The organism is Salinimonas profundi, from assembly GCF_014750655.1.
In the GTDB taxonomy this organism is placed as follows: Bacteria; Pseudomonadota; Gammaproteobacteria; order Enterobacterales; family Alteromonadaceae; genus Alteromonas; species Alteromonas profundi_A.
Genome location: NZ_JABBXD010000001.1, coordinates 494,822 through 520,379, shown reverse-complemented (window position 1 = coordinate 520,379; position 25,558 = coordinate 494,822). Strand labels below are relative to the sequence as shown.

The 25,558-nt window shown below is 48.8% G+C and carries 23 protein-coding genes; 16 read left to right on the top strand and 7 right to left on the bottom strand.

The window, feature by feature from the left end; all coding sequences use genetic code 11:
• Positions 1-60 precede the first annotated feature (60 nt).
• On the top strand, positions 61-924 hold the full coding sequence (locus HHX48_RS02280; protein ID WP_317983474.1) for an NAD(P)-dependent oxidoreductase: 864 nt from the start codon (positions 61-63) through the stop codon (positions 922-924).
• A gap of 75 nt (positions 925-999) precedes the next feature.
• Here the strand turns inward: HHX48_RS02280 and HHX48_RS02275 are convergent, their stop codons facing one another.
• On the bottom strand, positions 1,000-2,625 hold the full coding sequence (locus tag HHX48_RS02275) for a response regulator (protein WP_191022012.1): 1,626 nt from the start codon (positions 2,623-2,625) through the stop codon (positions 1,000-1,002).
• 275 nt (positions 2,626-2,900) lie between these two features.
• On the opposite strand from HHX48_RS02275, the gene HHX48_RS02270 reads away from it, so the two are divergent.
• From HHX48_RS02270 to HHX48_RS02245, 6 genes are all read left to right on the top strand, one after another.
• Positions 2,901-4,391 carry a CoA-acylating methylmalonate-semialdehyde dehydrogenase gene (locus HHX48_RS02270; protein WP_191022011.1) on the top strand — a complete coding sequence of 497 codons (1,491 nt, stop codon included), beginning with the start codon at positions 2,901-2,903 and terminating at the stop codon, positions 4,389-4,391.
• Positions 4,392-4,400: 9 nt separating this feature from the next.
• Positions 4,401-5,555, top strand: a complete 1,155-nt coding sequence (locus HHX48_RS02265; RefSeq protein WP_191022010.1) for an acyl-CoA dehydrogenase family protein — start codon at positions 4,401-4,403, stop codon at positions 5,553-5,555.
• A gap of 17 nt (positions 5,556-5,572) precedes the next feature.
• Complete coding sequence (locus HHX48_RS02260) at positions 5,573-6,715, top strand: enoyl-CoA hydratase/isomerase family protein (RefSeq protein ID WP_191022009.1); 1,143 nt, start codon at positions 5,573-5,575, stop codon at positions 6,713-6,715.
• Complete coding sequence (gene mmsB, locus HHX48_RS02255; protein ID WP_191022008.1) at positions 6,712-7,602, top strand: 3-hydroxyisobutyrate dehydrogenase; 891 nt, start codon at positions 6,712-6,714, stop codon at positions 7,600-7,602. The genes HHX48_RS02260 and mmsB overlap by 4 nt, the downstream gene beginning before the upstream one ends.
• 94 nt (positions 7,603-7,696) lie before the next feature.
• Positions 7,697-8,518 carry a putative RNA methyltransferase gene (locus HHX48_RS02250; protein WP_191022007.1) on the top strand — a complete coding sequence of 274 codons (822 nt, stop codon included), beginning with the start codon at positions 7,697-7,699 and terminating at the stop codon, positions 8,516-8,518.
• Positions 8,515-9,105 (top strand): D-glycero-alpha-D-manno-heptose-1,7-bisphosphate 7-phosphatase, encoded by a 591-nt coding sequence (locus HHX48_RS02245; protein ID WP_191022006.1) that lies wholly within the window; start codon positions 8,515-8,517, stop codon positions 9,103-9,105. Before HHX48_RS02250 ends, HHX48_RS02245 begins: the two co-directional genes overlap by 4 nt.
• On the opposite strand, the gene HHX48_RS02240 is transcribed toward HHX48_RS02245, so the two are convergent.
• Both HHX48_RS02240 and HHX48_RS02235 read right to left on the bottom strand, forming a co-directional pair.
• Positions 9,080-10,603: a DUF3413 domain-containing protein gene (locus HHX48_RS02240; protein ID WP_191022005.1), complete on the bottom strand. Its 1,524-nt coding sequence runs from the start codon at positions 10,601-10,603 to the stop codon at positions 9,080-9,082. The genes HHX48_RS02245 and HHX48_RS02240 overlap by 26 nt on opposite strands.
• Before the next feature lie 12 nt (positions 10,604-10,615).
• Positions 10,616-10,831, bottom strand: a complete 216-nt coding sequence (locus tag HHX48_RS02235) for a YejL family protein (protein ID WP_191022004.1) — start codon at positions 10,829-10,831, stop codon at positions 10,616-10,618.
• Positions 10,832-10,989: 158 nt separating this feature from the next.
• On the opposite strand from HHX48_RS02235, the gene yejK reads away from it, so the two are divergent.
• The 3 genes from yejK to HHX48_RS02220 all read left to right on the top strand — a co-directional run bounded on the left by yejK (position 10,990) and on the right by HHX48_RS02220 (position 13,826).
• The gene (yejK, locus tag HHX48_RS02230) at positions 10,990-12,063 is read left to right on the top strand and encodes a nucleoid-associated protein YejK (protein ID WP_191022003.1); all 1,074 of its coding nucleotides are present in this window, start codon (positions 10,990-10,992) and stop codon (positions 12,061-12,063) included.
• 72 nt (positions 12,064-12,135) lie between these two features.
• Positions 12,136-13,014, top strand: a complete 879-nt coding sequence (locus HHX48_RS02225) for a 6-carboxytetrahydropterin synthase (RefSeq protein WP_191022002.1) — start codon at positions 12,136-12,138, stop codon at positions 13,012-13,014.
• 35 nt (positions 13,015-13,049) lie between these two features.
• Positions 13,050-13,826, top strand: a complete 777-nt coding sequence (locus tag HHX48_RS02220) for a M23 family metallopeptidase (protein WP_223858023.1) — start codon at positions 13,050-13,052, stop codon at positions 13,824-13,826.
• Between the two features lie 13 nt (positions 13,827-13,839).
• On the opposite strand, the gene HHX48_RS02215 is transcribed toward HHX48_RS02220, so the two are convergent.
• On the bottom strand, positions 13,840-15,618 hold the full coding sequence (locus tag HHX48_RS02215) for a M61 family metallopeptidase (RefSeq protein WP_191022000.1): 1,779 nt from the start codon (positions 15,616-15,618) through the stop codon (positions 13,840-13,842).
• A 131-nt stretch (positions 15,619-15,749) separates the two neighbouring features.
• On the opposite strand from HHX48_RS02215, the gene HHX48_RS02210 reads away from it, so the two are divergent.
• The 4 genes from HHX48_RS02210 (at position 15,750) to HHX48_RS02195 (ending at position 18,896) form a co-directional block, all read left to right on the top strand.
• Positions 15,750-16,400 carry a PilZ domain-containing protein gene (locus tag HHX48_RS02210; protein WP_191021999.1) on the top strand — a complete coding sequence of 217 codons (651 nt, stop codon included), beginning with the start codon at positions 15,750-15,752 and terminating at the stop codon, positions 16,398-16,400.
• Between the two features lie 11 nt (positions 16,401-16,411).
• A complete protein-coding gene (locus HHX48_RS02205; RefSeq protein WP_191021998.1) occupies positions 16,412-16,873 on the top strand; it encodes an Mpo1 family 2-hydroxy fatty acid dioxygenase in 462 nt (153 codons plus the stop codon).
• 119 nt (positions 16,874-16,992) lie between these two features.
• Positions 16,993-18,072 carry a sensor histidine kinase gene (locus HHX48_RS02200; RefSeq protein WP_191021997.1) on the top strand — a complete coding sequence of 360 codons (1,080 nt, stop codon included), beginning with the start codon at positions 16,993-16,995 and terminating at the stop codon, positions 18,070-18,072.
• A complete protein-coding gene (locus tag HHX48_RS02195) occupies positions 18,069-18,896 on the top strand; it encodes a LytR/AlgR family response regulator transcription factor (RefSeq protein WP_191021996.1) in 828 nt (275 codons plus the stop codon). The genes HHX48_RS02200 and HHX48_RS02195 overlap by 4 nt, the downstream gene beginning before the upstream one ends.
• A gap of 25 nt (positions 18,897-18,921) precedes the next feature.
• Here HHX48_RS02195 and HHX48_RS02190 read toward each other — a convergent pair whose 3' ends face one another.
• On the bottom strand, positions 18,922-19,920 hold the full coding sequence (locus HHX48_RS02190; RefSeq protein WP_191021995.1) for a 6-phosphofructokinase: 999 nt from the start codon (positions 19,918-19,920) through the stop codon (positions 18,922-18,924).
• Positions 19,921-20,073: 153 nt separating this feature from the next.
• On the opposite strand from HHX48_RS02190, the gene HHX48_RS02185 reads away from it, so the two are divergent.
• Complete coding sequence (locus HHX48_RS02185) at positions 20,074-20,916, top strand: DUF6279 family lipoprotein (protein WP_191021994.1); 843 nt, start codon at positions 20,074-20,076, stop codon at positions 20,914-20,916.
• Positions 20,917-21,065: 149 nt separating this feature from the next.
• On the opposite strand, the gene HHX48_RS02180 is transcribed toward HHX48_RS02185, so the two are convergent.
• Positions 21,066-22,973: a monovalent cation:proton antiporter-2 (CPA2) family protein gene (locus tag HHX48_RS02180; protein ID WP_191021993.1), complete on the bottom strand. Its 1,908-nt coding sequence runs from the start codon at positions 22,971-22,973 to the stop codon at positions 21,066-21,068.
• Positions 22,974-23,232: 259 nt separating this feature from the next.
• Positions 23,233-24,876: a tetratricopeptide repeat-containing response regulator gene (locus HHX48_RS02175; RefSeq protein WP_191021992.1), complete on the bottom strand. Its 1,644-nt coding sequence runs from the start codon at positions 24,874-24,876 to the stop codon at positions 23,233-23,235.
• 146 nt (positions 24,877-25,022) lie between these two features.
• Between HHX48_RS02175 and HHX48_RS02170 the strand changes: the two genes are divergently transcribed.
• Positions 25,023-25,523, top strand: coding sequence for a VC2046/SO_2500 family protein (locus tag HHX48_RS02170; RefSeq protein WP_191021991.1), 501 nt, complete (start codon positions 25,023-25,025; stop codon positions 25,521-25,523).
• Positions 25,524-25,558: the final 35 nt, after the last annotated feature.

Below are 25,558 nucleotides of genomic sequence, written 5' to 3'. Positions count from 1 at the left end.
ATTATGCACTTCGCACAGTTTGTGGCAGCATAAGCATTATTAATCAGTCATACGCAGAGTATAGCAATGAAAAAAGTTTGTTTTCTTGGTTTAGGCGTTATGGGGTATCCCATGGCAGGTCACTTGTCAGACAACGGATACGACGTCACCGTATTCAATCGTACTACGGAAAAAGTTAGTAACTGGTGTAAGCACTACGCCGGTCAAATGGCACACACCATAACTGACGCTGTTACCGGTGCGGATATCGTGTTGATGTGCGTGGGCAATGATAACGATGTTAGCGAAGTGGCGCAGCAGGCTATAGCCGCTATGAAGCCTGACAGTATTCTGATTGATCATACGACTGCATCAGCGGAACTGGCTCGTCAGCTGGATGCGATGTGCGCAGACAAACAAATCGGGTTTCTGGATGCGCCTGTTTCTGGCGGACAGGCCGGTGCGCAGAACGGGCAGCTAACGGTTATGGTCGGCGGCCGCACTGATACCTTTGAGCGTGCGCTGCCCGTTATGCAGGTATTTGCCCGGCACGTTCAGCGTATAGGCGATGCTGGCAGTGGACAGTTGGCAAAAATGATGAACCAAATCTGTATTGCTGGCATTGTGCAGGGATTGGCAGAAGCACTGCATTTTGGTGAAAGGGCCGGCCTTGATTGTAACCAAGTGATTGAGGTGATCAGCAAAGGGGCGGCGCAATCCTGGCAAATGGAAAACAGAGCGGCCACAATGATGAACGGCGAGTACGAATTTGGCTTTGCGGTAGACTGGATGCGTAAAGATTTGCATATTGCACTGGAAGAAGCGCGTAAAAACGGGTCAACACTGGCTCTCACCGCATTGGTAGATCAGTATTATGCTGATGTGCAAAAATGCGGAGGAGGGCGCTGGGACACCTCCAGCCTGCTAACCCGTTTGCATCCCTGATGTATGCCTTTATATCAGAATCACAGCCGGTACTTTCACAGCTGAGTAGCCAGTCAGTATTATCGCGACAGTCAACTAATGATGATTGGCGCCGCTGTTTAACTCAGGCTTGTTTGCATACATCTTTTCAATTTTCTGCAGTCTGTTTTGATTGGAGGCAGATAAAGTCGTGGCGGTGAGCTGGGTAAACAGTGCCTGTGCACTGGTTGTCCGGTAGTTGGCTATCCCCGCCTCAGTCATACAATGCAACAGGTTAAGCGCAAATGCCGCCGTTCCGGGTAGCAATGTATGGGCCTGATAAAAGTAATACATGGCTTTCAAATAACGCTTTTGTAAAAACCATTTGGTGCCAATATCATTGAGTTCAAAAGCTTGCTCAGCGGCAACGCCCAGCTGCTGCTCGGCGGTGCGCAATGCTTCCTGATGAGAGGTACGCTGGGCCAGACTGAGATTGTCCTGTGTTCTGTCGTGAGCCAGTGACAACATCTCCCTGACTTTTTCCGGTTGGCGTAAATACGAATAGACCTTGGCGGCATTGATGAGTGTTGCAGCATCGGTGCGTGCAAAATACTCTGTGGTTTCATGATCGAACAAGACCTGTGCGCGATGCTCATCGCCGTCCAACACTGCCGCATACGCCATGAGTACAGCCTGTTTCTGACCGTGTTGTGCGTCATGGTTGTGGCGGCCAGCCACACCTATCAGGCGGCGCGCCTGACTGAGGCTTTCACTCCGGTTCGCAGCAGGCTGATGTTCTGCAATAGACAGATAAAATTCAGCCAGCTCAAAGGTGAATTCGTTAAAGGTTTCTTTTGATGACGTATGCGCGTGGCGTTTTTTCTGCAGGAGTTCGATGGCATCAAGCACACGATCCTGGCGCTGATAGGTCAGTGATTTTAATCGCGTTGCGGCGATACTTAATGCTGAAAAAGCGATGTGATCAAGATAATACTCTGCCTTCTCGTAGGCTTTTTGTTCAAAACTGAGGCCGGCCAGCCATTCAAATGCTTTGTTTTTTGCCAGCTCACTTTCAATTAGGTCGGTAAGATCGTCCTGACAATGATGCCAACGCCCTTCCATATACAGGCACTTAACCTTGCCCCATTGCGCCCACAGCACACGCTCACAATCTACTAACACCGCTTCGTAAAGCTGTCGGGCTTGTTGTATGTCACCAGACTCAAACAACAGGCGGGCTTTCAGTTTGATAATATCGGTACGAATACGTAGCGGTATTTCCTGCTCCAGAGAGGCTTTTAGCAACTTTAACGCCTTGTCAGGCCGCTGGTCATCAAGCGCCTGCAACGCGTTGTGCGCAACTTTTCGGTAGGTCAGATACTGTTTGATGCCACGGGATAAGGTCTGCAGGTTATAAGGCTTGATCAGTAATAAATCAGGCTCACAATCGATAATTTCGCCAATCGTCTGAGGGAGCCTGTCCGAGGTGATAAAGATAATACCGGTACCCGGACGAATAAAGCGCGCCTGACGCAGGGTAGTAAGCCACTCTACGCCGGTTTTTGTTTCACCCAGATAATAGTCGAAAATGATAATTTCGAAGTGCTGGACACGCAGCGCCGACTGTAATTCACTTCCCTGGCTGAAGCTGCTGATCGTAAACGGCTCAATCTGCAGAAGGTGGCTTCTGAGTGTGGCCCGGGCAGTGGCATTATCTTCTACAATTGCAACGCGGTAAGTCATTTAATCGTTTGTCAGTGTCATTTTTTATATTTGGCTAATACTGACAGTACGCAGTATGAGGCGACATCACTGGTGAGCATACCAGCACAGAATTGCACCGTCATCATAACTTCATATTTATCTCGTCTGACGTGTTGAATCAGTCATCGCATTCTGAGACTTTTCATGTCACATTATGTTTACAAAAAACCAACCTTACGTTTATGGTTAACGTTTACGTCAAGGGGAGCCAGAGTTAAGGTGTCTCCAACGTCCGTTTATCTAAGGAAACAGCGATGAAACATGTACCCTTATTAATCAATGGTGAGTTCAAAAAATCTGATACAACTCAGTACATTGATGTTACCAATCCGGCCAACAACGAAGTCATAGCACAAGCGCCATGTGCGACAGAGGAAGAAATCACGCAGGCCATTGCTTCTGCAAAAACAGCCTTTGAAACCTGGAAAGATGTCCCTGTCACAGAACGCGCTCGTTTGATGATGCGTTATCAGGCGCTGCTTAAAGAACATCAAAAAGATATTGCGGAAACACTGGCGCAGGAAACCGGTAAAACCTTTGATGATGCGATGGGCGATGTATGGCGTGGTATTGAGGTGGTTGAACAGGCCATGAATGTGCCTTCGCTGATGATGGGCGAAACAGCAGAAAATGTTGCGCGTGGCATTGATACCTACAGCTATACACAGCCACTTGGTGTGTGCGCAGGAATTACGCCGTTCAACTTTCCGGCGATGATCCCACTGTGGATGTTCCCGCTGGCTATCGCCTGTGGTAATACCTTTGTACTTAAACCCTCTGAGCAGGATCCCTTGACGCCGGTTCGTCTGGCGGAACTTTTCAAAGAAGCCGGCGCACCCGATGGCGTACTCAATGTTATTCACGGTGGTAAAGAACAGGTTGAACCGCTGCTAACGCACCCCGACATCAAGGCGGTTTCGTTTGTCGGCTCTGTACCGGTGGGTCAGCACATCTATCGCACCGCGACGGCGCATATGAAACGCGCTCAGTGTTTTGCCGGCGCGAAAAACCACACTGTCATTATGCCTGACGCCAATAAAGAGCATGTTCTGAATAACCTGGTGGGCGCCTCTGTCGGTGCAGCAGGTCAGCGTTGTATGGCAATTTCGGTCGCGGTGTTTGTGGGTGAAGCACAAAAATGGATCCCTGAGCTGGCTGAACGTATTAAAGCCGTTAAGCCAGGCCCCTGGGATAAGAAAGATTCTGCATATGGGCCAGTCATCAGCCCGCAGGCAAAAGAGCGTGTATTACGTCTTATTAAGAGTGGCAAAGAGCAGGGCGCAACCTGTCTGGTAGATGGGTCAGACTTTACGGTTGAGGGCTTTGAAAATGGTAACTGGATCGGTCCGACCGTATTTAGCGATGTAACTGACGAGATGGATATTTACAAGGAAGAAATCTTTGGTCCGGTATTATCCATTATGAACGCGGACTCACTGGATGATGCGTTGACGCTGGTAAACAACAATCCGTACGGTAATGGTACGTCAATATTTACGTCAAACGGTGCTGCAGCACGTAAGTATCAGCATGAGGTTACAGTAGGACAGGTAGGGATTAATATTCCGATCCCGGTTCCTCTGCCATTTTTCTCATTCACCGGATGGAAAAACTCGTTCTTTGGCGATCTGCATGCATACGGTAAACAGGCGATTCGCTTTTATTCAGAAACCAAAACCATCACATCGCGCTGGCTGGAAGATGATATTCCGGGTGGCCCGAATATGACAATTTCACTGGGGTAAGTAGCGGTTATGAATTTTGAACTTACTGATGATCAACAGGCTTTTGCTGACACCGCGCGTCAGTTTGCCCGTGAGGTGCTGGCGCCTAATGCGGCAGCGTGGGATCGCGAGCATCATTTTCCGGTAGAGGCTATTCAGCAGGCCGGCGAACTGGGTTTTTGCGGGCTTTATACACCTGAGGAAGCCGGCGGCCTGGGCCTTAGCCGTCTGGACTCATCCATAATATTTGAGCAACTGGCGATGGGGTGTACGACCACAACAGCGATGCTCACTATCCATAATATGGCAACGTGGATGATTGCTACCTGGGGACAGGATGCGGTTAAACAGATGTGGTGTGAATCACTGGTCACCGGACAAAAACTGGCCTCTTACTGCCTGACCGAACCCGGGGCCGGTTCAGACGCCGCATCCCTTAAAACCAGTGCACGTAAAGACGGCGATCATTATTTACTCAACGGATCAAAAGTGTTTATTTCCGGTGCCGGCAGCACGGATGTGTTGGTGGTTATGGCCAGAACCGGTGAATCGGGTGCTAAAGGTGTGTCTGCGTTTGCGGTTCCGGCGGATGCCGAGGGTATTACCTATGGCAAGCCCGAGGAAAAGATGGGCTGGAATGCACAGCCTACACGCATGATCACATTTGAAGACGTTAAAGTTGATTCACAGTGGCTACTGGGCAATGAAGGTGAAGGCTTCAAACTTGCCATGAAGGGCCTGGATGGCGGACGCATAAATATTGCCACCTGTTCTTTGGGAACTGCACAACAGGCACTGAATACCGCCCGTGATTATATGCAGGAGCGTGAGCAGTTTGGTAAACCCATTGCGGCCTTTCAGGCATTGCAATTCAAACTGGCTGACATGGGCACCGAGCTGGTAGCGGCGCGCCAGATGGTTCGCCTGGCAGCCTGGAAACTGGATAACGATGACGCGGATAAAACCACCTATTGTGCTATGGCCAAACGTTTTGCTACGGATGTTGGTTTCAACGTATGTAACGAGGCGCTGCAGCTTCACGGCGGTTACGGTTATATCAAAGAGTACCCGCTGGAGCGCCATGTGCGGGATGTGCGTGTTCATCAAATCCTTGAGGGGACCAATGAGATCATGCGGGTGATCATTGGCCGGCGACTGATTGCAGATGAACGAGAAGTGCTTTAGGCACAAAGGAGGCAGCAATGACTGAACACAGTCAGACTTTACCTGTTACTGTCAGCGAAATTCCTCTGGCGAACGGCATGCTGGCCGGCCATCTCACACTCAATAAACCCAAAGCACTTAATGCGCTGGATTTGGAAATGGCGGAGATCATGCTTGGGGCGTTAAAGTCCTGGGCTAACCGTGATGAGGTGGCATTTGTATTAATGGACGCAACCGGGGATAAAGCGTTTTGTGCCGGTGGCGATATAGTCAGCATGTACAAAGCAATGAAAGACAGTCCTGACAGTGTGCCGCATTTTGTAAAAACATTTTTTACTATTGAGTACACGCTGGATTACACCATACGCACCTACAATAAACCCGTTATTGCATGGGGACACGGCATTGTGATGGGTGGTGGAATGGGGCTGATGACTGGCGCATCGCACCGCGTGGTGACTGACGCGTCCCGGCTTGCTATGCCCGAGATCTCCATTGGCCTGTATCCTGATGTAGGCGGTACTTACTTTCTGCCGCGCTTACCCGGCAAAACCGGCCTGTTTTTGGGGCTGACGGGTGCCAGCATCAATGCCTCAGATGCACTCTATATTGGTCTTGCAGACCATTATTGTCGGGCTGATGATAAAGAGGCTGTTCTTAGTGCACTGGCCCAATGCGATGTCAGCAGCCCGGAAGCGGCCAGCCAGTCGGTAACCGAGGCTTTGCAACGCTTTGATGTGGCGCAAGACGAGCGTGTGGCCGGTCAGGTCGAACCGCACAGGCAAACCATTGATGGTGCCTGCGACGCAGACTCACTGACCGCGGTAGTTGAAAACATCGCCAGGTTGGATGCGGGCGACGACAAATGGCTGTCAAAAGCGCAAAAATCACTGGCAGCGGGCTCGCCTGTCACCGCACATTTGGTCTATGAGCAAATCAAACGCGGACAATCACTGTCCCTTGCTGAATGCTTTCGCACAGAACTTGGCGTGTCCTGTCACTGTGGTGAATACGGTGAGTTCCAGGAAGGTATCAGAGCACTGCTCATTGATAAAGACAATGCACCACAATGGAAGTTTGATGACGTTGCATCGGTGCCTGATGAGGTTGTTGAGTATTTCTTCAGCGACCCCTGGCAGGATGAAACACATCCGCTTGCGCAACTGGGAGAGAAATCATGAAAAAGATAGCGTTTATCGGTCTGGGTAACATGGGTGGCCCAATGGCTGCAAACCTGCTCGATGCAGGGTGTGATGTAACTGTTTTTGACCTTGTTCCTGCGGCCGTTGAAGCAGCGTGTGCTAAAGGCGCTAAGTCCGCTGGCAGTGCCCGAGAAGCGGTTGCCGAGGCAGACGTGGTGATTAGCATGTTGCCAGCCGCCACACATGTCAAATCGCTTTATCTGGGTGATGACGGTATTATCACGCACGCTAAATCCGATGCGTTGATTATTGACTCAAGCACCATCGATGCACAAAGCGCCCGGGACGTGGGTGAAGCGATTGAAGCATCAGGCCGGCACTTTGTGGATGCGCCGGTATCAGGCGGTACAGCCGGTGCAGCTGCCGGTACGCTGACGTTTATCATGGGTGGATCGGAGGAAGCCGTCTCGATAGCGCGTCCTGTACTGGCGCATATGGGCAAAAATATCTTCCATGCCGGCCCATTAGGTGCCGGTCAGGTAGCTAAGATTTGCAACAATATGCTGCTTGCTGTGCTTATGGCAGGTACCAGTGAAGCCTTACAGTTAGCGATTGATAACGGCCTGGATCCAAAGGTCATGAGCGATATCATGTTGCAAAGCTCTGGCGCCAACTGGACGCTGGAAAAGTACAATCCGTGTCCGGGAGTAATGGAAAATGTGCCTTCTTCCAACGATTATTCTGGCGGCTTTATGGTAAAGCTGATGAATAAAGACCTGACACTGGCCATGAATGCTGCGGCGCAGAATAATTCGTCTACGCCCATGGCGGCACTTGCACAGAGTCTTTACCGGTTACACCAGGGAAATGGTTTCGCTGATAAAGACTTCTCCAGCATTTTTTCGATGTTTTCATCGCAAAAGTAAACACCTCGAAACCGGGCAGACACTGACCCGGTTTCGCTTTTGAACACATATCTGCTAGCATTTGTTCCAGTTTTTGTAATTCGGAACATGTTTCATGTGGCAATGCCCACTCTGCCAACAACCACTTCAACTGACAGAAAAATTCTGGCACTGCGAGAATAATCACACGTTCGATAAAGCCAAAAGCGGCTATATGAATCTGTTGCCTGTTCAGAGCAAAAATTCCAAACAGCCCGGCGATGATAAGCTTATGCTGGCTGCCCGACGGGAATTTCACAGTACCGGTGGTTATGCGCCTCTGATGGCTGAGCTTGCTGAACAAATTCGCAAAGAGACGTCGCATAAAGCAGCTATCAGCCTGTTTGAGGCCGGGTGTGGTGAGGGCGCTTATATCCGCTATCTGCGCCGCGCGTTATCGACAGAATTTAGTTCGCTGACCACGGCGGCCAATGATATTGCCAAGGTTGGGGTAGAGCGTGCTGCAAAAGCCGATAAAGAAAGCCAGTACATTGTGGCAAGCTCCTATCACTTGCCTGTGCTAAGCGAATCAGTGGATATCGTATTAGAGGTTTTTGCACCCGGGAGCCATACAGAGTACGCCCGGATACTGGCACCCGACGGAAAGCTGATTACCGTCGATCCTGGTCCGGAGCACTTGTTTGAGCTCAAGCAGCATATTTACGAGAACCCTCAAAAACATGATAGTAGCGTGAATGAGAGCGTGGCCTTCACCATGACGTCTCAGGCGCAAGTGTGTTTCAGTGTTGATTTACAGGAAGACAGGCGTCGTTCAGGTCTGCTGGGGATGACGCCGCTTTACTGGAAATTGCAACCTGAAAAGCGTGAGAGGTTAAGTGCAACGTTGAAACAGGTTACGGCTGATTTTGTGATTCGCACCTGGTGTAAGACATCATGAATCAGCATGATAAACAGACCCGCCTTTTGTTTTTGGACAGAGATGGCATCATCAACGAAGACAAGGGCTATGTAGGTAACAAATCGGCATTTTGTTTTATTCCGGGTATTTTTGATGTGGTTGGGGCATTTGTAGAGCACGGCTTTTTGCCGGTAGTGGTAACCAATCAATCCGGTATTGGTCGCGGCTTTTACACTGAGTCAGATTTTCACGCGTTAACGCACTGGATGCGGGAAGCCTTTGCTGAAAAGGGCATGCCGTTTATTCCGGTATATTATTGTCCGCATCATCCTACAGAGGCGAAGCCGCCTTATAAAAAACAATGCAATTGCAGAAAACCCAGCCCGGGTATGCTGCTCAGTGCCGCTAACGATCTGGGTGCGGACCTGAGTAAGAGCGTTCTGTTAGGTGATAGCTGGCGCGATATTCAGGCCGGTGCTGCCGCCGGACTGGCCTCACAATGTTACGTAAGTAAGCAGCCACAACCTACGCCTGCGTTAAGTAATGCCAGTGTATTTCAGGCTGATACCGTTGCCCAGGTTGTGACACTGGTACCGCAAATTATTGCGGCGACGAAAACCGGGTAAGATGCTTAATTGCCCGGCTGAGTAAGTCAACATTCAGATTATCTGTACTGCGCGACTGCGTCTGAAGGTCGGTTATTTCATAACTGCCATTACTCAATACTTCTATGCGCTGGTTATCGTGCATCACAATAATGCGCTCGCCAGATGTACTGACCAGCCAGTTACGGCTGGGTGCTAACAAGTTCTGACCTGTGGAATAATACGGCACCGGTGCCGAGCATCCCAACGCATTGAGTATAGTGGGGGCAAGATCTTCCGTGCTGGCAAGACCTGGTTGAATATCCAGATTGGTAAGCAAGCGGCCACGTGCGATTCCGCCGTCTGGCTGAAATCCAGATGCAATAAGAATGTTGCTTTTCGCAAAGGCATCCTGATTCAACATCCTGCTAATTTGTGCAGCCGGCAAAAACGCGATGTGCAGCCCGTCATGCGTGTTTGTCACTGGCTGCCTGAATCCTTCCAGAAGCGCGTTAGGTAGCGGCGCATTGGTATGAATGGATACTGCGGTTTCCAGTGCAACCGGCAACGCGAGCAGTACCGGATTCTCGGTTCGTAATGTGTCCTGATAAATTTCAGGTACCCCAAACAGTGTCGTCATCACCAGTCCTTCCAGTGACGACGCCGTAGAATAATAATTATCCATTTCTGTAAGGTTAAACTGTGACAAGTCATCCAGCGGCGCAGAGTCGGTCTGTACAATCATCAGCGTTGTTTTCGTGCTTTCTACCGAGCAATAAACGGGCTTGATGGGATAGGTGATCTTGTGAATGTCCGGATCAAACTGTAGCTGCTTTCTTTCTTCGTAGCGCGCCAGATCCAATAGGCCATAGCGTGACATCGTTGTTTTTGCTGTCGCCGGATAGGACAGAGGAAACATGTTGTCCTGTTTGATTACTGGTTGATACAGCTGCGCATCAGCCCAAACATGAATCGCGTGGCTGCTGACAAAACAAAGGACAAAAAAGCTGGTGACCGGCGCCCCTATGCGGTGTTGCTGCAAACGCGCAATACGTTTCCATATTGCATTGGCTAAAATAAGCTGGAAACCCAGCCAGACAATAAACAGCAGCGCCAGAAATCCCCAGTCCTGCAGTGTAAACTGATTCATCTGGGTTTGTGCCTCGCTTTTAAGCAAGGTGGCTGAATTGAAACTGATGTGAAAACCGGTGCGGTTGTACAGTAAAGCATCAAATGCCAGCAGTGCCAGACCGATAGCAGCAATTCCCGACGCGCAGGCTTTGATAATATTGGGTTTTGTGGCCAGGTAACACAGTGGCAGGATAAATATCACAAACCCCGAGAAGGTCATGAAGCTGATGTGTCCCAGCCAGTTTGCAAATAAATAGGCTGTGCCAAGCGCAGTATCAGGCAACGGTGAGGAAAAGATAAAGACCGATGCAATAATGATAGCGATGGCAATATTAACCAGCGCAAACCAATGCCCCCAGTTAACTAACTTTGTCACCCGCTGGCGGCGTGGGGATTCAGCTAAAATCATAACTTCTCAGTATTATTGTTTGATACTTTTAACCAGCACATTGGCGAATTTTTCTGCCATCGCAGCGCGATCGTTTGGTTTTACCTGCGTGTCAAAAATGTGAGTAATGACATTACCCAACACCATTAACGATAAATCGCGGTCTGCGTTGTTTTCTTCCAGGGTTTTAATTACCTGATTCATTAACGCTTCAAATTCCGTATCCTGATAACGGCTGTTCTGGGGCATTAGTACGCCTCTTTTGTGTCATTTATTCTTTTAAAAGAATGGTAATATAGATAGTGCGATTATAATCGTTGTTTGAGTGATAACAATCATTCATTCATAATTCGCGCTTTCTATATCGTAAATTTTCAATTTTTAATCAACAGGATGCCTTTTCTACTATGAGCGCACTTATACACCACTTTGTTGTTCATCGTCTGATTGTCAACGAAGAGGAAAAGATTCAGGCGGTCCCCAGAGACAAATGTCTGTCTGTCACGCCACAGATAGAGCACCTGGCTCATCAGATTAATCATAGCTTTAATACTAAGCCGGGCAAAGGTGTTGGTCATTTCGCGCAGGTTGACGACACCGAAGAGTCAGAAAGCGTCAGTGATGAGGCAGGGCAATTTGCCGAGGCGTTGTCTTCATTTATGCAGGCGCAGAAACAAGGCGCCGATGATCTTGAACCACGCTTTCATCAGTTTTCAGTAGATGCAACCAAACGGCTGATTGATTCGTTAGTTAACGTCGGTAGCGTTGAGACCGGCTTTCTGATTTTCTGCCAGTATGAATATCTGGCCACACAGTATCTGATGATCGCGTTGTTAAATACCCGTGCACACGTTGAGGTAGACCAGTCGCTGGAGCTTTACGAGCGGGAGCATCTGGATCTGGCAAAAATGCAACTGGCAGTGCGAATAGATCTCACCCAACTTGATACCCAGCCTGAACAGCGGCGCTACATTAGCTTTATCAAAGGCCGGATGGGCAGAAAAGTATCCGACTTTTTCATGGACTTTATTGGCTGTGAAGAACTGGTGGATGTTAAACAGCAAAACAAACAGCTTATTTCCTCGGTAGACGCTTACCTGGCAGGCGAAAATCTTGATCGTCATGAACAAGAGCAGCATCGTGAAGAGGTGAAATCGTATTTCAAAGAAAAGATAGATACCGGTGAAACATTGTCAGTCAGCGAACTGTCAGGCCGATTACCGGCCCGCGAAGACGAACAGCACTCGTTTGAGCAATTTACCAAATCCCTTGAAACGCCGTTAGAAAAAGACATTCAGCCAGATCCGGCCGCGCTGCGCCAGTTGGCGAAATTTACCGGTGCCGGCGCGGGCGTCAGTGTCAGTTTCGAGCGGAAACTGTTGGGCGACAGAGTCATTTATGATCCAACCACGGACACGCTGACAATCAAAGGTATTCCGCCGAACCTCAAAGACCAGCTGAATCGCCAGTCAGGTAGTTAAACGGCCGCATATACGGGTGAGCACTCTGGCGTTTTGCCGTATAATAAAGAAAATTTTAGTTGTAAGGTACTTATGCAACTGTTTGTAAACGATTTAACCGTAATGGATTTTTCTTACCTGTGCCCCCGTCGCGGCATGGTAGGCGAAAGCTGGATTGTTGATGTCATGCTTGATGGTGACCTGAATGATGAAAGCATGATCCAGGATTTCGGTAAGGTAAAAAAAGATTTAAAACGTCTGATTGACGAATATGTCGATCATAAACTTCTGGTACCTGCTGAACACTCAGGTGCCGCTATTACACATCTGGATGATGAGCAGGTAGAAGTGCGCTTCACTCTTGAAAGTGATGAAATCATTCAGCTGTATTGTCCGGCAGAAGCCTATGCATTTGTCTACGCAGATACAGTAAGCATGGCATCTGTTGGCAGCTATATGCGGGAAGTGATCGCCACACACTTGCCGGAAAATGTCGCCAATATTGAGCTGAAACTGCGCGCGGAACAAATTCTCACGCCGTTTTATCATTATACGCACGGGCTTAAAAAGCATGACGGTAATTGTCAGCGTATTGCCCACGGTCACCGTTCCAGAATTGGCATATTCATTGATGAACAGGCCTGTCTTGAAAGTCAGCAGTACTGGGCGCAGCGTTGGGAAGATATCTACATTATCACCCGCGAAGATATTATTGATTATGAGGCGCGCCGCTCGTCAGGCTCACTGGATAATCCACTGGATTACTACTGTTGTGCCTACGAATCGTCTCAGGGCTATTTTGAACTTATTATTCCACGCAAATATTGTGAAATTGTTGACACTGATTCAACCGTGGAATGTCTGGCCCAGTTTATTTTTGATGAACAGCGCAAACGAACTGGCTCCGGTGAGCTGCGTGTCATGGCGTATGAAGGCGTGGGTAAAGGTGCAATGGTAGCGGGTAAAGTATGAAAAGAATGTTAGCGGGTATTTTGTTAAGTGTGGCGATGTCGGCAACAGGCACTGTGGCAGCCAATGAACTTACTTTAAATGGTAAGCTGACACAGGGAAGTTTGGTGCGTGGACAATTGCCTGCCGGCAGTAAGGTGACACTAAACGGTGATACGTTGCCCGTTAACCAGCAAGGCAAATTTGTGTTTGGCTTTGATCGCGACGATAGTCTTACCCACACGCTGGCGTGGACATTACCCGATGGCACCACGCAACGAAAAACATTAACCCTGACTAAGCGCGATTATGTCACGCAGCGCATTGATGGCCTGGATCAAAAAATGGTGACGCCACCGGAATCTGTATTAAAACGGATTCAAAAAGATGCTGCTAATGTATATAAGGCGCGTTCGGCGCAATCTGACAGCGATGCGCTGTTCACCGGCTTTATCTGGCCAGCCGATGGACCTGTGACCGGAGTATACGGGAGCCAGCGTATCTTAAACGGTAAACCCAGCCGTCCGCACTACGGTCTCGATGTAGGCTCGCCTACCGGCACACCTGTTGTCGCACCGGTTGACGGCACGGTGACGCTGGCTGATGATCTCTACTACTCAGGTTATACGATTGTGCTTGACCACGGTATGGGTGTTTTCAGCACATTTCTGCATCTGGATACCATGACGGTGAGTGTGGGTGATACCGTTTCCCAGGGCGACCAGGTCGGCACCATCGGTGAAACAGGCCGGGCCACGGGGCCCCATCTTGACTGGCGGATTAATCTGAATAACCAGCGCCTTGACCCGGAATTATTGGTGCCGCCCCGTAACTGAGACGGCCCCTTATCTAGCGCTGTGTGTTTAACCAGCGCTGTAATTTTTCCTTATCCTCTATGACAAAATAGCAGGCATCGTCGGTCAGCGGCTCAAGTGCCATGGTCAATGTCAGTAACCTTCCTTCCCGTGCCACAGTCAGCTTAACGGAATCGTTTTCACTTGCACTGATAACCCTGGGCAAGAGGGTTTCACTGGCGATATAGTCATTTACCGCGATAATAGTGTCATTGGTTTGTATGCCCGCGTTGCTCGCCGGCGACGCATCCATCACCTGAACGACAGTCACGCCGGTTGCCGCATTTTTAATATTGGCGCCGAACTGAAAGCGGGACACTGTATTTTTAGAGGGCGTCCCACCCTTATCAGATAAGCCCTGTTTAGGGCGGTATTTAATTTGAATACCGATATCGTCAAGCCAGGTTTCAAGGGCGACATCATCTGTACCGTAAACCACACTGTCAAGATACTCGGATACATCGATATCCAGCTCATGTTTACACAGGGTGCGTATAACATCATCAGGCGTTCCTGAAACTTCCTTACCATATCGTTCCCACAGCAAGCGCATCACATCATCCAAGCTGTATTTGCCGTCACTCTGGCGACGTAACAGCAAATCCAAGCCCATCGCAATGATACCGCCTTTGGTGTAATAACTGACGATATGATTCGCTGAATTGGCATCCTGCTTATAAAAGCGCGTCCAGGCATCAAAACTGGATTCAGCGGCGCTCTGACGGTGACGACCGCCTGACTGGAGCAATCGGGTGATGTTCTGACCGACAATTTCCAGATACTTTTCAGGTGTAATCAACCCGGTACGGGCCAGTGTAAGATCGTCATAGAAACTGGTGAAGCCTTCGTAAATCCACAACTGATTGGTGAACGCCTCCTTGCCCATATCCGGCGCGACCAGCACCTCTGGCTTGATGCGCTTTACATGCCAGGTATGAAATAATTCATGGCTGCAAAGACTCAAAAATGTGGTATAGCCGTCAGAATGTGTCGCAGATTCACCGACTAAAGGCAGTTCAAATCGGGGAAAGAGCAGTGCGGTTGAGCTTCTGTGTTCCAGTCCGCCAAAGCCTTCATTGCTCAACAGCGTCATAAACACATACCGGTCAACCGGGGAGGGTTCACCGAAAAGCGACAGATGGTGTTCGCAAACAGGGACAAGATCGTTACAAATTCTGTCAATATCGATGGGGTCTTGGCCGCTGAATAACACTACAAACTCAACACCGTTTACGATAAAGCTCTTTGTCAGGGCCTTGCCAATAAAAACAGGATGGTCGATAAGTTCAGCATAATCGCTGGCCTGATAACGGTTATCGTAAGCCGGCATGGTGGTTTCAAGTAACCAGTCTGACTCATCGGGCTGATGGATAGTTAAATCCTGGGGCCTGTCTTCCATACCGGTAACCTGAAGGAATACCGATGTGCCATTACAAAATGCATACTGGTCATTTATAAAGGCAGAGCGCACGGATAAATCAAAGGCAAAGACATCATAGCTAACGGTAATCGCCTGTTTCTGGCTATCAATAACCCAGGTTTGTTTATTTCGCTTTTCTATTTTTCTGGGTTCGCCGCTTGCGGTATGCGCATCAATGCTGAGAATGTGACGGGCAAAATCCCGAATCATGTAGCTTCCCGGGATCCAGGCCGGTAGCGTCAGTGTAATGGTGTCCTGCTCTGACGCCGGAACATGCAACGTTACACTAAAAATATGCTTTTGCTTTGAAGCGACCGACAGCTCATAGTGTGGCTGCGCTATTGATGTTGTCATAATCAGACTATTATAAATAAATGTTGCCCCTATGATGCCCAATATTGTTGCTAATGTCAGTAGCAGCAGGCATTTCAATAGATTAAACTGATGGTAAAACAGATAGCTATCAATTGCTCAGGAGCCGTCGTATGTTAGCGCAGAAGGAACTTCAGCTATTACGTGATATCGCCGTGGGTGATGGTGTCGACTTGCAAATAGCAACCCCCACCGCGCCCAAACGAGTCAGAACCCGCTATGTAGGCATGGAAGAAGGGCAGGGGCTGTTTTTCTCCATTCCTACCACTGCGAAATGGGCATCCACCCGCGATCTTCTTTTACCCGGGAATACGGTTGTCATCAGACATGTGCTTGAAGGTGATAGCGGGACCATCATAGCCTTTAAAGTTAAAGTATTACGCCTGCTGCATAATCCCTTGTCAGTACTCATCACCTCTTTTCCTGAATCCCTTCAGTCGCGAGGGTTGCGGGCAGTGAAACGTGGCTATCCGGGGATAGGTGTACAGGCCACCGTGGAAGGTCATGAGCCGGTAAAGGCGATTATCACCGATGCGTCCGTATCGGGCTGTCGGGTAGCGATAAAACAGCAGGTTATGCCGGAATTTGACGGTAACAAAATATTAACATTAGACTATCAACTGGAAAGTAAAACCCTTAGTATTAATGCATTGGTTAAAAATGTGACCTATGAAAATGACTATGTGTATATCGGCCTGCAATTTGATGAAAAGCAGGACGCAGTAGCCACCTTACTGGAAAGGCACATTTTATATTATGAGTAGAAGGGCTGATAATGCGCCAGATAGAACACCTGTTAGATCGTTATTCTGAAAGTCACCGGAATAAGACGAATATCCTAATTCACGCTATTGCTGTACCCAGTATTTATTTTGTAACCCTTGGCCTGTTATACGCTATCCCGGTGCCTCAATGGCTGGCTCAGTTTGATGTAAGCTGGGCGCACATCATCTCTATTCCGGTATTGTACTACTATTTTCGCTTATCAGGCCCCATTGGCGCAGCAATGACGCTACTGACGCTGGCATGTTTTGGAGGAATTGCTTTGTTAGAAAATGCCGGTATATCAGTGTGGCAGTTCTGTTTGGCACTGTTTATTGTTATGTGGATCCTGCAGTTTATCGGTCACAAAATAGAAGGCAAAAAGCCATCTTTTCTGGAAGATCTTCGCTTCTTGCTGGTGGGCCCGGCATGGTGGTGGGTGCACTGGCTTAAACGTATGAATATTGGATATTAATACAACAGGTGCAAAAGGCGTATGTGCGACCAGATAGCACAGGTTTACGATAGTGTGACACGCAGAGCTGATATTTATGCGTATAATTGCACGTAACATCCAAGAAATCCGGTAGTTACGTGAGCCGCTGGCAAAAAACATTCGAAAGCAATGAGCGACTTTTCTGGACCTTTCACAGCATGGGCTGGGCAGGGTTTGCGCTTATCTATTATATCGGTTCTTTTCTGCATGACGTTCGCCCTATCTGGGTTTTTATCATATTGCTTAACGCCTACGCCGGCTGGCTGGTAACTATACCGCTTCGCTATATCTTCCGGCGCGCCCGCCATCTTTCACCGTTAAAGATGTTAGGTGTTGTGTTGCTGGCCTGCTATGTTACGGCCCTCATCTGGGCGGTCATCAAGAATATTAATTACTGGGAAATTTACAAACACGGCTATCGGCCCGATGCCTGGTATATGTATTTCACAAATACTATCAATTCCATGATTATGATTGGCTGCTGGAGCGGCCTGTATTTTGGTATTAAAAATTTTCAGATGCTGCAAAAAGAAAAGCAGAACGCATTGAAAGCCAGCACGATGGCGCATCAGGCGCATATCAAAATGTTGCGTTATCAGTTAAACCCCCATTTTTTGTTTAATACACTTAATGCTATCTCTACGCTGATATTGCTAAAAGAAAACGAAACTGCAGAAGCCATGGTGTCGCGGCTGAGTAACTTTTTACGTTACTCGTTGGATAATGATCCTATTAAGCGGGTGCCGCTTAGTCAGGAAGTTAAGGCCTTGCGTCTGTATCTTGAGATAGAAAAAGTAAGATTTGATGATCGGCTGGAAGTTGAATGGGATATAGAGCCTTCCTGTGAGGATGCGCTGGTGCCTAGTATGATTCTTCAGCCGCTCATTGAAAATGCGATTAAGCATGCCATATCTAAAATGGAGCAGGGCGGAAGAATTGCCATTTCTGCCAGAAAATTTGGAAATGATTTATTGTTGGACGTCGCCGATAACGGTCCCGGAGCTGATATTAAGGATGGTCAGCTTTCCAGAGAAAAAGGCGTCGGCTTGGTTAATATCAGGGAACGTTTGCAGTCGTTGTATCATCGTAATTTTGCATTTTCAGTGGAGCATAATCAGCCCACCGGTGTCAGAGTCAGACTGCGTATTCCCAGTGAATTAAAAGAATGCAAATTATGAGCAAGCAAACTATCAGAACCATCATTGTTGACGATGAACCTTTGGCTCGTCGCGGTTTACGCGCCCGCCTTGAGCGGTATGACGATATCGAACTGGTGACAGAGTGCCAAAACGGTTTAGATGCGGTGAGTGCCATCTCCCAGCACCGTCCTGACCTGGTTTTTCTGGATATCCAGATGCCCGGGCTCAACGGCTTTCAGGTTATTCACAAATTGCAGGAACTCAATCAGCCCATTCCATTGATTGTGTTTGTCACCGCGTATGACAGCTATGCTATTAAAGCATTTGATGTGCATGCGCTGGACTATCTGTTAAAGCCAGCCGATGATGAAAGGCTTCAAGAAGCACTGACAAAAGTCCGCGAGCATCTTTCAAATCAGCAGCAAGACGAGCAATCGCGTAAACTGGCGAGTCTGGTCGCTGATTTAACCGGCGATGATTACGAGACTATTCTGCAGAAGCTCGCCAGTGGAGAATCAATCGACACCAATCCATACCCGGAAGTGCTGGCCATCAAAGATGGTTCCGAGGTGACGCGCGTGGCTGTGCAGGATATTCAGTGGATTGATGCGGCAGGCGACTATATGTGTGTCCATGCCCTTGACGGTATGCATATTATGCGCAAAACCATGAAAGAGCTGGAGCAGGAGCTGAACCCACAGTGGTTTGTACGCGTCCATCGTTCGGCCATTGCCAATATTCGCTTTGTGAAAAAGCTGGTAAGTCACATCAGTGGCGAGTATCACCTCATATTGCAGAACGATACTGAATTAAAAGTCAGCCGCAGTCATCGTGATAAGGTGAAAGCTGCAATGAAGATGTAAGGGCATTGTTGCGGGTACATCATTATTACCGGTAACGCTCGTTCATCAGTGTCATCATAGTGGTGACGGCATCGTCAGGCAACGGTTTAGCATCTTCCCAGGTTTGCGGTAATGGCACGGTTACCGCTTTATCCTCATACGTACCCACCATGACACCACTGGTGGAAGTCTCAACCAGCGTTACCGCGTAGGTGCCCAGCTGTACGGCGAGCAGGCGGTCCTGGCTGACGGGGCTTCCACCGCGCTGCACATGACCTAAAATAACGGGTTTCACTTCCATGTTGCTCTGGCTGGCAAGCCTGACACACAAATCATTGATTCCACCCGGCCAGACATTTTCAGCCAGAACGATGACATAGCTGACGGGGCCGCGTTTCGCCTGTCGCTGTTGTATCTGCGTACAAATTTGCGTCAATGTGTCTGCTTCGTTTGAAAATCGCTCTGGCAAAATAACATAGTCCGATGCCGAGGCCAGCGCTGCGCTTAGGGCCAGAAACCCAGCATGGCGGCCCATGACTTCAACCATAAATACCCGGTCAAATGCATCGGCCGTATCCCTTACCTTATCAATGGAACTGACTGCAGTTTCAATAGCCGTGTAATAGCCAATGGTTGCATCTGTTCCGGCAACATCGTTGTCGATAGTCCCCGGCAAGCCGATGATTTGCCCCTCCCAGATCTGGCCAAGTGCATGAGCACCGCGAAATGAACCATCACCACCGATAACAAATAAGGTGTCAACATTCGATTTAGTGAGATTATCAGCCGCCTTTTTTAAGCCCTGCTCAGTGGTAAATGCTTTACAACGTGCGCTGTGTAAAATGGTTCCGCCTTGCTGAAGCAGATTGTGCATGCGTTCGCAGGTAAGGGTGATACGTTGATCATCCAGCAACCCGTTATAGCCGCGCAGATAGCCTGAAATCTGGTAACCCAGTCGGTCTGCGGCAATGACGATGGCACGTATACATGCATTCATTCCGGGGGCGTCACCGCCTGATGTTAAAATAGCGATATGCTTTGTCACAATTTGAAACCTTTTTAATCAAACAGTTGGCAACTTTCCACAGTACATTGCAGTCAGAGGTAAAACTGGCGGTCTGAATACATTATTTATTCGTATCTGAGCCAGAAGCGTTTATATCTGACAACAAATTTAGCAAAAAAATCAGGAAGATTAATGAGAAAGTGGCTGTGTATATTTATCGTATTATTGTGTGGCGGGTGCTCATCAAAACTGGCCTATGACAATTTGGACTGGTTAATTTACTGGTATATGGATGATTACGTAGAGCTCAAAGATCGTCAGGAAGCATTGTTTGACGAAAAGCTGGATAGTTGGATCGACTGGCATCGCAGCGAAGAGCTCTCTAAATATCAGCAGCAGTTACAACAGCTACGACAACAGATTCAAAACGATGCCCTGGATCGCCAGACCATTGCCTGGCATCTGGATAAGGGCAAAGGTCATATTGATGCAATCAGAGATAAGCTGGCACCTGAGCTGGCACAATTAGCCAGCCGTCTTGATGATGAGCAGGTTATTTACTTGTTTGCAGCGCTGGAAAGAGAAAACGAAGAGGAAGAAGAGTCAATCCTTGAGCGCCAAGAGGACAGCAAAGAGGAGCGAATTGAGGATCTCAGAGACGATATAGAAGACGAGTTTGAAGACAGACTGGGTGATTTAACTGATCAGCAGGAAGACATTATTGCCCGGTATGCCCCGCAATTTGAACGATCAGGCATGCAGTGGATCACGTATCGCCGTGATATTCAAAATGCCGCGCGTCGACTGTTTATAACCCGTAATAGCAGTGACACCTTTGTCCAGGATCTCACTTACCTTCTGGAAAATCCGGATGATTACCGTAGTGACGCTTACCTGAAACTCAGAGATGAAAATCGTCAACGCTATCTGGATATGGCGGCCGAACTGGTACCCACCATGACTAACAGACAAAAAGAACATTTGTTGGAAAAAGTGGATGGCTGGCTCGATGACATTGCATCGTTAAAAGAATGAAGACAGGATGCGAAAGGCCTTTACTGGGCCTTTCGTCGCTATATTGGTTCTCATGGTCCTGCCGCAATTGTAGTTATCAACGCCGGTAGATTTACGCCACACTCGCAACAGGGTTTAGCCAATAGCGTTGTCGTTGCGTAACTTAACAGCTACATTGGACCGCTGTCTTCTGTTCGATGTTGTCTGTTGCGCGATGTAACCTCAGTTTGTGCATCGTCATGGCTTTGCTGCATGGCTTCGGCAATGCGTGATTCCAGTTGCATAAAGAGTTTGAGGTAGTTGTTATCAATTCTTTCACCAGAGGCATCATCAGCCCAGGCGGCATACAGGCCATCTGACTGCTCAGCCTCTATATTCAGGTAGACTGCTTTACGCTGCTCAACCAGCGTTTCATGCAAACCAGTTTGGCGTAACGCCTCTGCGCCCATTTCCAATGCCGAATGATAGGTCTCCGAGACCGTGTAATCAGCCCCTGCATACCGAAGCCTGTACCCGTGCCCCCGGTCAAATGCTCTGGCCAGTACTTTGATATGAGGCATTGCCGATTTGAGATATTTAACCAGGGTAACACTGGCTTCACGATCATCGATGGCGATCACCATCATACTAGCCTCGGCAATCCCGGCGGTGTGCAAAATATCCGGCTTCGACGCATTACCAAAATACGCTTTGGTATTGATTCGCCGCATCAGTGCCACCTGTTCTGCCCGGACATCCAACACCACCGTGGCGACACCGTTTGCAACCAACAGGCGGTTTACGATTTGCCCGAACCGGCCTATACCCGCAATGACCACCGTACCGGATTCTTCTGGCACATCGGGCTGCTGTGCATTAGTTTTTTTCGTATAACGAGGGGCGATTACCGTCTCATACAAAATAAACAATCCGGGGGTCAAAAACATTGAAAGCGCGACAACAAGTGATAAAAGCTGTGCTGTTTGTGCCGGAATAACGTGATTCTGCAGAGCATAATTGACCAGTACGAAACCAAATTCACCGGCCTGCGCCAGGCTTAGCGTTACCAGCCAGCGATCCGTCCCGCGAATTGAGAATAATCGTGTCAGCCCTGCCAGTATGCCTGCTTTTATCACAATCACGGATAATGTAATGGCTGTAACTATGCCGATATTGTCCAATAGCACATCAACATTTATGCCGGCACCTACGGTGATGAAAAACAGTCCCAGAAGCAGACCTTTGAACGGTTCAACTGCCGATTCCAATTCATGCCTGAACTCACTGTTAGCCAGTACGACACCTGCCAGAAAGGTGCCCAGAGCAGGCGAAAGGCCAACCAGATTCATCAGTGCGGCAATGCCGATGACCAGCATCAGCGCTGTTGCGGTAAAAGTTTCCCGCAAGCCAGACGCAGCCACAAATCTGAATAGCGACCGGCTGAAGTAATGACCAATAATAATGACGGCGGCAATGGCACCGATAACAACCAGGCCATACGCCCAACCCGGCAATGCGGTTAGCCAGTGGGAAGCACCGGCATGGCCGTCCTTCGAACCGGCAGCCTGCGCAGCTTCAGCAAGCTCGGGCAGTGCCAATAGCGGGATAAGTGCTAACATCAGAATGACTGCAATATCCTGAAACAGCAAAATCGAAAAAGCATGTTGCCCGCCCTGGGTTTTTTGCAGGCCTTTTTCCTGAAATGTTTGTAAAACAATCGCAGTGGATGACAACGAGAAAATCAGACCGATGGTCAGGGCGATGGTCCAGACCTGGCCCAACAGTATCGCGCAGCCCGTAACAAACAGCACAGTAACGCCAACCTGAAGGCCCCCTAATCCGATAAGCTTGTGACGCATCCGCCATAAAGCCCGCGGCGCTAGTTCCAGCCCCACCAGAAACAACATGATCACCACGCCAAATTCAGCAAAATGCTGAATGGTTTCCGTCTCATTGCCGACCAGATTCAGAACCGGCCCGATAAGTACGCCGGCAATGAGATACCCCAGTACGGAGCCAAGTCCTAAACGTTTTGCAACAGGCACCACTACCACCGCGGCGACAAGATAGATAAAAGCCTGTAACAGATAACCTGTCATTTTTTACTCCGGGCTGTTGCCCTGTAATGTTGTTTATATTGTTCCGGGTATCATCGCGCTATGTAATCCCAAAACGCGACAGTTCAGGATATACGCTTTACCCTAAGTGAGACGCAGGTATATCGTTTCACTCGTATAATTTCATGTGTTTAATGCAATATTAACAACAGTACGGGCAAATGGGTTTATGAACTTTGGTATAGGCCGATGGGAAGGAGCAACGGCTAATTGAATCACAGCTTTTAAATACAGCATCGGTCTATTTTTTGGCAAGAAGCGCGTCAATGTCTTCACTCAGGGCTTCAAATTTTTCTTTGTGCTGCGCTTTAAGTGGCATGTCATGCAACATTTTATTCAGCCGCCGGCACTCGCTGACCAACTCCTCATTGCTCGTTTTGCGTCCATGGGTCAGTTTTATAATGCACTGCAGCAGGTTCAGCGCCACGCCGGTATTGACCGGTGCATATTCCTGCGCCAGGCAGAATTGCTCTTTGGCCTGCTCGAATTTACCTTCCTGATAGAGTCCGATACCCTGACGGTTAAACTTAAGGAATTGTTTATGGCGCTGTCTGGACCTTTTCGACATTCCCTGAGCAGAGGTTAATATATGTTTGCCCGCTGCCTCTGCATGTTTATCAAGCATTGAAATGATAGGCTGCGCCTCTTCAAACTCACCCAGTTCCATCATCACATTCAAAGAATCCGGCGCGTACATTACCGGGTATTCTTCGTATTTCGCTTCAATATCCTGCTGCGACATAAACAAAGCACGCTTGGCATCAAGCAGTTTGCCGTCCAAAGCAGCAACCCGCGCCATGATCACCTGCTCGAAAATATCAAAATCAAACTCCGGATTAAGCCTGACTACGCGCTCATCATGCCTGCCACGCTGCAGATGTAACAGCGCATCCTGCTGATAGCGGTTTTTGACACGCTTTTCATCAGCGTGTTCAGCCACATCCAACATGCTGCGAATAAAGCTGCACCAATGCGCGATATCCTGATGTGCAGTGCGACGGGACAAATCCCAGATAGCGGCACATGCTTCATGGGCAAAAATAAAATCATCATTGCTGCGGGCAATGTCGCATGCCGCAACATAGCGTGGTAACGAGTAGGGTGACAGCTTAATGGCCTGGCCAATTGCGGCGAGCGCTTCTTCACCCTCTGACAGGCCTTGTCTGGCCTGGGCAATGATATCAAAGGCTTCTGCACTGAATCGATTTTGCACAAGCACTGCCTGGCACATCAGGATGGCATCTTCAAACCGCTCGAGATATAAATAGGTGCGCGCCAGTGCGACCTGAACCCATTGTACGCCGGCAGCGTCTTTATACGGTTCAAGCAGCGTCAGTGCGTCGGAATATAGGTTACTTTGCCAGAGTAGTTCAGTAAGTAGCAGTTCAGTAGAGTGAAGGTAGTTAGTGTTTAACGCGATTATTTCCTGACACGCAGAAATAGCCTTTTTAGTATCGTCATCGTGGATAGCGCGGTAAACCGGTAAAAGCGCCTGACGTTTTTGCCAGGCACGACTGATTCGACTTTTAAGTTGTGCCTGCGAAAAGGGCTTAACGATATAATCGTCCGGTCGCCGCTCGATAGACCCTAAAACCACGGGGCGGGCACTATCGGCGCTGATAAGCACAAAAATGGCAGAGGGCTTTATCAACCGCGATAACCTGAGTTCTTCCACCAGTTCAAAACCATTTTTTTGCTCTGCCCCCAAGTGGAGATCGGCAATGACGATATCGAACTTCTCTTTACGGCACGCCGTAAGCGCCTTTTCAGCAGACAAATGTGTGACCACCTCGGTGGCCCCCATGGACTGCAGCAGCCCCTTGAGCAGCATCAGGAAAGGCCGTTGGTCCTCAACAATAAGCACTCGTTTGTCAGCGTACTTCATAACTCGTGAATCCGTTCCACCTTGGTAGACTTCAGGTATATCAGGCTATTATACGCACATATTGTCAGGCTGTGATGCCTGTGCAGCATTAAAGAAAAAACTTTTTGTTCCGATACCGTTTATAGCATGCAAAAAACCGGAGTATTGTGTTGTCAGACGTGGCCTTTCAAACTGATGCCATCACCAGACAAAGCCTTGAGTGGGGCGGGCAGCTTAATCGCGCCTCTCATAATGCCTCGCTGTTTTCACTGTATCTGGCAATTCAGCTGCAACCGGGCAATACCCCGTTAACGGTCGCAGCTGATGAGCAACCTGCCACTGATATCAGCGCGCAACTAGAGAAACTGAATCATTACCGTCAAAGCCCGACCTGTGCCACGGATGAGACTTTTAAGACGCAGCCACACTACGCCAGGATGGTTGAAAGCGATGACGGCGCAGGTCTGATATTATGGCGGGCCATGCACCCGGAACCGCTTAGTCATAAAGATAACGCCCGTCACATAGCCCCGGAAATACTGGCTAACTGCAGCTATGCCACACAGCGTCGCTGGCATAAGCAAGAAGCAGCGCTCTATACAGAAATTCAGCAGGATGCTACTCGACTTGCCGATGTAGTGGAGGGCTCTGGTTCATTGTTGGTTTGACACTTTGGTTGGAAATTTTGTGCTGGCTTTGCTAT